The 8,896-nt window shown below is 71.1% G+C and carries 9 protein-coding genes and 1 pseudogene; 4 read left to right on the top strand and 6 right to left on the bottom strand.

Annotated features, from left to right (window positions below; translation table 11 throughout):
• Together V7004_RS14015 and V7004_RS14010 are read left to right on the top strand one after the other, a co-directional pair.
• A pseudogene (locus tag V7004_RS14015) lies at positions 1–491 on the top strand (acyl-CoA thioesterase); the annotation flags it as partial.
• A 58-nt stretch (positions 492–549) separates the two neighbouring features.
• Positions 550–1,527 carry an LLM class F420-dependent oxidoreductase gene (locus tag V7004_RS14010; protein WP_334144739.1) on the top strand — a complete coding sequence of 326 codons (978 nt, stop codon included), beginning with the start codon at positions 550–552 and terminating at the stop codon, positions 1,525–1,527.
• A gap of 58 nt (positions 1,528–1,585) precedes the next feature.
• On the opposite strand, the gene V7004_RS14005 is transcribed toward V7004_RS14010, so the two are convergent.
• Together V7004_RS14005 and V7004_RS14000 are read right to left on the bottom strand one after the other, a co-directional pair.
• Positions 1,586–2,221: a TetR/AcrR family transcriptional regulator gene (locus tag V7004_RS14005; RefSeq protein ID WP_334144737.1), complete on the bottom strand. Its 636-nt coding sequence runs from the start codon at positions 2,219–2,221 to the stop codon at positions 1,586–1,588.
• Complete coding sequence (locus tag V7004_RS14000) at positions 2,218–2,856, bottom strand: TetR/AcrR family transcriptional regulator (RefSeq protein WP_334144740.1); 639 nt, start codon at positions 2,854–2,856, stop codon at positions 2,218–2,220. The genes V7004_RS14005 and V7004_RS14000 overlap by 4 nt, the downstream gene beginning before the upstream one ends.
• A gap of 130 nt (positions 2,857–2,986) precedes the next feature.
• Between V7004_RS14000 and V7004_RS13995 the strand changes: the two genes are divergently transcribed.
• Entirely contained in the window at positions 2,987–3,247 is a 261-nt protein-coding gene (locus V7004_RS13995; protein WP_334144735.1) for a hypothetical protein, read from the top strand.
• Between the two features lie 103 nt (positions 3,248–3,350).
• Here the strand turns inward: V7004_RS13995 and V7004_RS13990 are convergent, their stop codons facing one another.
• Positions 3,351–4,352 (bottom strand): DUF7064 domain-containing protein, encoded by a 1,002-nt coding sequence (locus tag V7004_RS13990; RefSeq protein ID WP_334144734.1) that lies wholly within the window; start codon positions 4,350–4,352, stop codon positions 3,351–3,353.
• A 164-nt stretch (positions 4,353–4,516) separates the two neighbouring features.
• Between V7004_RS13990 and V7004_RS13985 the strand changes: the two genes are divergently transcribed.
• The gene (locus tag V7004_RS13985) at positions 4,517–7,213 is read left to right on the top strand and encodes a CocE/NonD family hydrolase (protein ID WP_334144732.1); all 2,697 of its coding nucleotides are present in this window, start codon (positions 4,517–4,519) and stop codon (positions 7,211–7,213) included.
• Here V7004_RS13985 and V7004_RS13980 read toward each other — a convergent pair.
• From V7004_RS13980 to V7004_RS13970, 3 genes are all read right to left on the bottom strand, one after another.
• Positions 7,158–7,883, bottom strand: a complete 726-nt coding sequence (locus V7004_RS13980) for a mismatch-specific DNA-glycosylase (protein ID WP_334144730.1) — start codon at positions 7,881–7,883, stop codon at positions 7,158–7,160. The genes V7004_RS13985 and V7004_RS13980 overlap by 56 nt on opposite strands.
• Positions 7,880–8,194 (bottom strand): hypothetical protein, encoded by a 315-nt coding sequence (locus V7004_RS13975; protein WP_334144728.1) that lies wholly within the window; start codon positions 8,192–8,194, stop codon positions 7,880–7,882. Before V7004_RS13975 ends, V7004_RS13980 begins: the two co-directional genes overlap by 4 nt.
• On the bottom strand, positions 8,191–8,896 hold a 706-nt coding region (locus tag V7004_RS13970; RefSeq protein WP_334144726.1), incomplete at its 5' end, for an SDR family oxidoreductase. The genes V7004_RS13975 and V7004_RS13970, both read right to left, overlap by 4 nt.

The raw sequence follows: 8,896 nt of genomic DNA, 5'->3' as shown, positions 1-8,896 counted from the left end.
CCGAGATCCTCACCGTGAACGCCGCGCTCGGATCACGCCCCTTCCCCGAGCGGGGCCAGTGGGTCGCCCGCCCCGAGGTGCCGCCGCCCGACGAGTGCGAGCGTCGAGAGCCCCGCCGGGTGGTCTCGGAGTCGATCATGATGCGCCTCGACCAGCGCTGGGCCCTCCGGGACGGCCGCAACGGCCGCACCGCGGTGTGGACCCGCATGCCCGATCTGTTGGGCGTGTCCGCCTCGTCGCTCGCGGTGCTCGGTGACTATGTGCCGCTCGGCCTCGGCGAGTTGGTGGAAGCCGAGATCACCAGTAACAGCCTCGACAACACCTTGCGGGTGGCCAACGTGGTCGACACCGAGTGGGTGCTGGTCGACATCCGCATCGATCTCATCAATCACGGCTTCGGCCACGGCACCGTGTACCTGTGGGCGGAGGACGGCACGCTCATGGCGACCGCCAGTCAGTCGGCGATCATCCGGCTCTGGAGGGGTGACTGACCGTGGCCGGGTAGGTTGCGGGTCGCTGTTCGCGCCAGGTTCGGCGGAGGGGGCTGTGATGAGTCGGTACGGCATGACCATCCCGTTCAACGGAGTGCCGCTGCATCAGCAGCGTGACTGGGTCGTGGAGCTCGCGGACCTGGGATACACCGACGTGTGGTCGGCCGAGGCCGACGGCGCCGACGCGTTCACACCGCTGGCGCTGGCCTCGGTGTGGGCGCCGTCGTTGCGGCTCGGTACCGCCATCGTCCCCGCGTTCACCCGGGGACCCGCCTGCCTGGCTCAATCGGTCGGCTCGCTGGCCCAGGCCGCACCCGGGCGGTTCGCCTTCGGTATCGGCACCTCGTCGGACGTGATCGTGCAGCGCTGGAACGGCATCCCCTTCGAGGCGCCCTACGAGCGGGTGCGCGACATGGTGCGCTTCCTACGGGCTGCGATGGCGGGCGAGAAGGTCACGCAGGACTACGAGACCTTCTCGGTGAGCGGCTTCCGGCTCGGCGTGGTGCCCGAAGAGCCGGTACCGATCCTGATCGCGGCCCTGCGGGAAGGCATGCTGCGCCTCGCCGGTCGCGAGGGGGACGGCGCGATCATCAACTGGCTGTCAGCCGACGACGTGGCCCGGGTGGCACCCGTCGTGCGCCAGTTCGGGCCGAACGCCGACGGCACCGAGAAGGAGATCGTGGCCCGGATCTTCGTGGCCCCCGGGGTCGACGCCGACACCGCGCGAGGGTTCGGGAGGTTCGCCATCGCCGCCTACTTGAACGTGCCGGTATACGCGAAGTTCCACGAATGGCTGGGCCGGGGCGACCAGCTCGCCGGCATGTGGGCCAGATGGCGCGAAGGCGACCGCAAGGCGGCGCTGGAGCAGATCCCCGACTCGCTGGTCGACGAGCTGATCGTGCACGGGCCCCCCGAGGCGTGCCGGGAACACGTGCAGCGCTACGTGGCCAACGGGGTCACGACCCCGGCGCTGGCCATCCTGCCCTTCCCGGGGGTGGACCAGCGGCAGGCGATCCGCGACCTCGCGCCTCGCTGAGATCGCTCTGACATTCGGGTCGATCGCGGCTTGGCAGCGCGCGCTCGGCGAGACGGTTTCAGGCCGGCGGGCGGAGCATGGCATCGAAGGCTTCGACCACCCCCGCCTGGTGCCGGGTGGTGGCCAGCCCGCCCACCTGCACCGTGGAGAACAGCAGCGACACGATCAGGGCCTCGGCACCGGCCGCGATCCGGCGAGCGTCGAGATCTGTCCGCACCTCGCCCCGAGCCTGCGCCTCGCGCAGCTCCCTTTCGAACTGGCCGGTGGCGACCGCGAGCGCAGGCAGCTCGATCAGCCGGGGGACGACCTCGGGCTCCTGGCCAGCGAGCACACGGCGAGCGAGCGGGTGCTGGTCGAGGCGGGCGAACAGCTCCACGATCCATGCCGGGATGAACTGCCGGATCGGCGTGCCGGCCACCGCGGCTCGTGACTCGGCGATGAGTGAGCTGGCATCGGCATCGACCGCGGCCACGAACAGGTCTTCCTTGTTGGCGAAGTACGCGTAGACCGCGGCTTGGGTGACGCCTGCGGCCCGGGCGATCTCGGAGACGGAGGTGGCTCGAAAGCCACCCGAACCGAAGTGCTCGATGGCCAGCTCCAGCAACCGGCGCCGGGTCCGCTCGCCCTTGGTCTCGCCCTTGGCCCGGCCTTCGTCGTCGTGCGGAGGGTCTGCGACGAGCTCGGAGAGGCTCATGTCGGTGGCCTCAGCACCGCGTCGAAGATCGTCAGCACCCCGAGCTGCCGGCGAGCCTCGGTGGAGGACCCGACCTGGCTCACGCTCATCAGCAGGCTGAGCACGATGGTCTCCGCCCCGCTGGCGAACAGGTCGGCGTCGAGGTCGGCACGCACCTCACCTCGGCCCTGCCCGGTCCGGACGGCATCTGCGATGTCACCGGTGAGCCGACCCAGGACCGGCAGATCGACCAGCCGGGCGAGCGCCTCGGGCTCCTGGCCGCTGAGCACCCGCCGCACCAGCGGGTGCCGGTCGAGCCCGCCGAGGAACAGCACGAGCAGCATGGGCACGAGCTGGCGGACCGGAGTCCCGGCCAACCTGGACTCGGCCTCACTGATCAGTGCCGACGCGTCGGCGTCGACCGCGGCGTCGAACAGGGCTTCCTTGCTCGGGAAGTAGGCGTACGCCGCCGCCTGGGTGAGACCGGCCGCCCGGGCGATCTCCGACACCGAGGTGGCCCGGTACCCCCGTTCCCCGAACCGCTCGATGGCGATCTCGAGCAACCGTCGCCGAGTGCGCTCGCCCTTGGTCTCCGGCTCGCGCTGGGAAGTCGCCGCCGCGCCGGCGGTCCCGTCCTCGCTCACCACGCTCGCCACGCTCGCCAACGGCGACGCACCTCCACCTGATCGATCCTAAGGAATGAATCGATGAGATTGGTCGATTCCTTGAATCAATAGAGTTATAAGACCTATTGCCCTAGAGATTCCGGGGGGTGACACTTGTCGCATGGCCCTCACGGAAGCGTTCTCCACCGCCCCCGGGACCTCGGATCCCCTGGATCGAGAGGTCGTCGAGCTGCAGTGGAGGATCGACCGGGCTCGTCGGAACCCCTGGCTGGGCGGGGATGTCCTGGCCCCCGAGTTCCGGCCTGCGCTGGCTGCCTTCGTGGCGCCTCGCGTCGCGGGCCTCGGCGCCCGGCTGGAGCCCAGCCCGGTCTGGCAGGGCCACCGCAATCGGTGGCGGGAGGTGGTGCGCCCCGTCCGGTGATCTCCGGGGCTGCACAGGTGTTCAGGTGCCGGGCGCTCGTTGAGGGGCGAACGCCCGGCACCCGAACGTTCGAGTTGGTGACGCCGGCGACCGGGCCGATGCGCTATTCCTCCAGGCCGACCGGCGTGCCGTCCACGATCTGGTCGAGGTACTCGGACCAGCCGTAGCCCACCCGGCCGTCCCCGAGGGTCCACTCCGTGAGGCCCTCGGAGATCCGGGTCACCAGCCCGTCGCGCCGGTTTCGCAGGGGGATCAGGTTCAGTACCCGGCCGGTGACGGTCCATTCGAGCGGTTCGCCGCCCGAGCCCGCCGCCCGCAGGACCGCTTCGATGCTGCGGTGGTAGCGCTCCTCACCTTCCCAGCCGGTGCTGATCCGGAAGTCGTTCACCGGGATCATCCGCTCGCCGTCCCACACGAAGCCCCCGCGGGTCCCCTCGCCGTCGCGCCGGGCGATGCGAGACCCCATGAAGCCGAACTCGGGCCCGAAGTTGGCGGTCAGCCAGCGGTAGTACCACGGCGCCTGCCAGGTGCGTGGCCCCCAGGAGTGGTCCCGCAGGCCGAACCCGGCGAGCTGCCACTCCTGTTCACCCACCCGGCAGGTCCCCGCGGCTGACACGAGTTGCTCGTAGTGGCCCCGGGCGAACTCCTCCCCCGGGCGCTCGTGGGTCTCCTCGGGTTCACCACCGAACATGTCGCTCACCCGCCGGTAGACGAGCGCCACCTCGCAGTCGGCGTGCGGGTTCTCGGTGAAGGCCCGACGGGGATCGGCCATCGCCAGCGGATCCTCGAGCAGCACCACCCGCCCGGCGTAGGACACCGTGAGCTGCTCGAAGGGCTCGACGACTTCGAACCGCATGCCTGCAGCGTCGAACGCGTCGTTGGTGTGGACCTCCGGGCGCTGGAACATGAACGCCACCCGGCCGTCGGGGAGGTAGAGGCACACCGTCATCTCGCCTCGGCCCTCGTTGGCCCGGTTGCCCAGGCGGAAGAACCCACCCAGCCGCGCCGCCGGGTCGTAGACGTTGAAGTACATGCTCTCGTTGAACGTCGGCTCCGGGCCGAGCTCGTGCAGGTACTCGTCCTGGGGTTCGAGGCGCACTCGCATGCAGCCACCCTATTGCTACGTTGAGTGCTCTGCCGGGCCAGACGGCGCCCGGGAGGAAGGGGGATCCGGTGTCACCACGAACGGTCGGTGCTCGTCGCGGGCTCGTGCTCCTCGTGGCGCTCGTGATGGCTACGGGGCTCGTCGGCCTAGCGCCTTCGGGCCGGGTGGACGCGGCACCCCCACCGTTCGCGGCTCACGGCAGCGTGAACCAGGTCTGGGTCGTGGACCTCACCCCCGGGGTCCCGGTCGAGTTGCTCGATGCCAGCGACACCGTCGTAGCCAGCGGGATCGCGGACAGCCAGGGCGCGTACCTGTTCCGCCAGGTTCCCTCCGGTGGCGGCTACCGGGTGCGCCAGAGCGGCCAGCTGTCAGCCCCGCTCACGGTGTCGGAGCCGACCGACCACCCGGATGACTCGTTCTACGACGCGATCACCATCCCCATCGGCTACGGGTACCTGCCCACCCGCGACGGCACGACCCTGAGTGTGAACGTGAGCCCACCGCTCAACTACCAGCCCGGCAAGCGCTACCCGGTGCTGGTGAACTACTCCGGCTACGACCCCAGTGCACCCGGCCAGGCTTCGCCGGAGACCCTGGTGTTCACGGTCCACGACTACTTCGTGGTGGGGGTGAACATGCGTGGCACCGGCTGCTCGGGAGGGGCGTTCGACTACTTCGAGACCCTCCAGTCGCTCGACGGGTACGACGTGATCGAGGCCCTCGCCCGCCAGAGCTGGTCCAACGGCGACGTCGGGATGGTGGGGATCTCCTACCCGGGGATCAGCCAGCTCTTCGTGGCCGCGACCCGACCCCCGCACCTGCGGGCGATCACCCCGTTGTCGGTCATCGCGGACACCGTCCGCTCCACCCTCTACCCCGGCGGCATCCTCAACAGCGGGTTCGCGCTCGGCTGGGCGACCGATCGGGTCAACGCCGCCAAACCGGCCGCGGCCGGGTGGGCCAAGACCCGGATCAACAACGGCGACACGATCTGCAGGGCCAACCAGAAGCTGCGCCTGCAGTCAGCCGACCTGCTGGGCCAGATCCAGCCCGAGCGTTACTACGAGCCCCGCTTCGATGCCCTGGCGCCACGCACGTTCGTCAACCGCATCCAGGTGCCCGTGTACCTGTCGGGCTCGTTTCAGGATGAGCAGACCGGTGGCCACTTCTCGACCATGGTCGACGACTTCGATCCGTCGATCCCACTCAAGGTGACGCTCACCAACGGCACCCATGTCGAGCCGCTGGGCCCGGAGCAGCTCACCAGGGTGCTGGAGTTCGTCGACTTCTACGTCGGGCGGCGCATCCCGATGGTCAATCCCCTGGTGCGCTTCGCCGTCGGCGACGTTTACACCACGCTGTTCGGCGCACCGGCGACGCTCCCGCCGGATCGTTTCATCGGGTACCCCGACTACGGATCGGCACTGGCGGCGTATGAGGCCGAGCCCAAGGTCCGGGTGTTGTGGGAGAACGGTGGCACCGCTGCCGCGCCAGGGATGCCGCTGTCCACCGCGGAGACCACCTATGCGAACTGGCCCGTTCCCGGAGCGGTCACCACCAGCTGGTACCTCGACGCCGACGGTCGCCTCTCGAGCACGCCGCCCACCATCCCCGACGGGGAGCCCCGGGGCGTCTCGTCCTACACCTACTCGCCCTCGGCGAAGCCGGCGCGCACGTTCTCCGGCTCCACCGAGGCGATCTGGCAGCGTGACGCGGTCCTCGATTGGGAGCCGTTGGCCGAGGGCACGGCGCGCAGCTTCGTGACCGATCCGTTCGCCGTCGACACGGCGATCGCCGGGATGGGCAGCGTCGATCTCTGGTTGCGCTCGGGCGCGCCGGACACCGATCTCGAGGTGACCATCACCGAGGTCCGTCCGGACGGACAGGAGCGCTACGTGCAGAGCGGGTGGCTGCGAGCCCGGGGGCGGGCCCTCGACGAGGCGCGCTCCACCGAGCTCGAGCCCTTCCACACGTTCCTCGAGGCCGACGCCGCCCCGATGCCCGCGGGGCAGTTCGTGCCGGTGCGCATCGCGCTGTTCCCGTTCGCCCACGTGTTCCGGCAAGGCTCACGCCTGCGGCTCAACATCGAGGCACCCGGAGGGAACCAACCGTTCTGGGAGTTCACCACCGGTGGGGTCGACGGCTCCCACAATGACATCGCGCACAGCGCCGGTCGGCCCTCCCGGCTGGTCCTGCCGGTGCTGCCCGCCTCGCTGGCGCCGAGCGTCCCGAGCGAGTACCCGGCGTGCCCGTCGGTGCGCAACCAGCCCTGCCGGGAGTACCGGCCCGACCGGATCCCGACGGGGGTGACCATCACCGCGGACGGATCCGGTGGCTTGGTGGTCACGTGGAACCCGCCGCCATCGGGTGGGGAGCCGACGGCGTACCGGGTGGACATCGAACCCGAGAGCGAGGGTGGGGGCGTGCTCGCCGCCGGATCGGAGCTCCGCCGCACCGCGTCGCTCGAGCCGCTGTCGGTCGAGGTGGGCGGCGACGTGACCGGCTACCGGCTGGCGGACCCGGTGAAGGGGGTGCGGTACCGGGCGACGGTGCAGGCCCGGTACGGCGAGATCGCGGCACCGGTGTCGAACGCATCGTTGCCGGCGGCGGTCGAGGATCCGGCGGCGACCACCACCACGACCACCGCTCCTGGCCAGGGGGTGTCGGCCCCTCAGTCGCCCGCCGAAACCGAGCACGCGGCCGAGCACCGGTCGTCAGCCGCCACCGGCGTGCTGCCGGTGACCGGTGTGGCGGCGGCGCTGCTCGCCGCGGTGGCCCTCGCGCTGGTGGCCGCGGGCGTGGCGCTCAACCGCAGCGGGCGAGCGCGCGCGCCGCTCGGAGGTGCTCGACGAGCTCGCTGAGTGAGGCGTGGGCATTCACGCCGCTGGTGTTGGGCATGACGTAGAGAGGGGAGCCCGAGAGCCCGCCCGCCTGCACACCCACGGTGGCCTGCCGGCCGGCGGCCGCTCGCCAGCCGGTGATCCCCACCAGGCACACCGCGCCCGGTCGCAACCACTCGACCAGCCGGCTGACCCGCTCCAGCCCGGCACGCAGCTCGGCGGTGGACAGCTCGTGGGCCCGCGCGGTGGCTCGCTTGACCAGATCGGTCATGCCGATCCCGTGGTGGAGCAGGGCGTGGATCGGATCGCGGTCGACCGTGACCAGGCCCGCGGCCAGCGCCGCAGGCCAGAACCGGTTACCTGGATGGGCGAAGCCCACCCCGGCATCGGCCGCGAAGAGGCTGGGGTTCAGGCCCACCACGAGCAGATGCATGCCGGGCGCCACGGTGTCGGCGAGGGTGTGGGCCCGGCGGGCGGTGACCACCAGCCCATCCGTCCTGCGTCCGGGCTGCTGGATGAACTCCACCTCGAAGCCCGCCCCGGTGACCACGTCGCGCAGACGTGCCCGGGGCCATCCCGGGTCGACGGCGACCTCGAGTCGCTCGTCGACCACCATGGCCCGGTGCCGTTCGGCCAGCGCGAGCGGTACGTCGCCGGGAGAGAGGTGGTCCAGGTGGAGCCGTCCGGTCACAGGAGCTCGAGCTGCTCGGTGCGGGCGGCCCGCTCGGCCAGGCTCTCCCAGACGGTCCCTCCTCGCGGCCCGGTGGTGCGCACCTGGAGGCGCTCGATGGTGATCGCCCGGGCGGCACCTTTGGCGTCGCGCAACCCGACGCTCCCATCACGCTCCCGCCGCACCACGACCGCTTCCTTCCATCGCTCGTCGGCCCGGCGGCGGAACCGGACGCGGTCGCCCGGCCGGAGCCCCAGAGCCGCGAGGCCCGGCTCCGGGAACGGGTCCAGGGTCCGGCGTGGACTGCGACCGGGGTCGGGCCGCTGGCTCACGGTCCACCGAGGAAGCGGGCTTGCAGGCGGCGCATGCCCGCCAGCCAGCGCTCGGGGTCGTCGGCCTTGCGGCGCACGTACTCGGCGACCTCGGGGTGGGGCAGGATCAGGAAGCGTTCGGCGGCCAAGCCGTCCAGGGCCGCTTCGGCCACGGCATCGGGGGAGAGCACGCCGTCGACGCCTGCCACCCCACCGCTGGCGATGCCCCCGATCATGGGGGTGTCGACGGCTTGAGGGCAGAGCACGGAGACCTTCAGACCCCGATCCCCGTAGGTGATGGCCAGCCACTCCGCGAAGGCCACCGCCGCGTGCTTGGTGACCGTGTAGGGGGCGGAGCCGATCTGGCTGAGCAACCCCGCGGCCGACGCGGTGTTCAGCAGGTACCCGCCGCCTCGCCCGAGCATCCGGGGGACGAGGTGCCTGGCGGCCCACACGTGGGCCATCACGTTCACGTCGATGATCCGCCGCCAGGTGTCGTCGGGCACCTCGGGACCGCCGACCGCGAGGATCCCGGCGTTCGAGCAGAACAGATCGATCGGGCCGTGCTCGGCTTCGGTGCGCTCGATCAGTGCCACGATCTCGGGTTCACGGGTGACGTCGGTGGGCGCCGCCACCCCGCCGATCTCCGCCGCCACCCGCTCGGCGCCGCTGGCGTCACGATCCGCCACCACGACAGCCGCGGCTCCTGCTTCGGCGAAGCGG

Source organism: Rhabdothermincola sp. (assembly GCF_036846205.1).
GTDB lineage: Bacteria > Actinomycetota > Acidimicrobiia > Acidimicrobiales > Acidimicrobilacustridaceae > Rhabdothermincola.
This window is presented reverse-complemented; position numbering and strand designations above follow the sequence as displayed.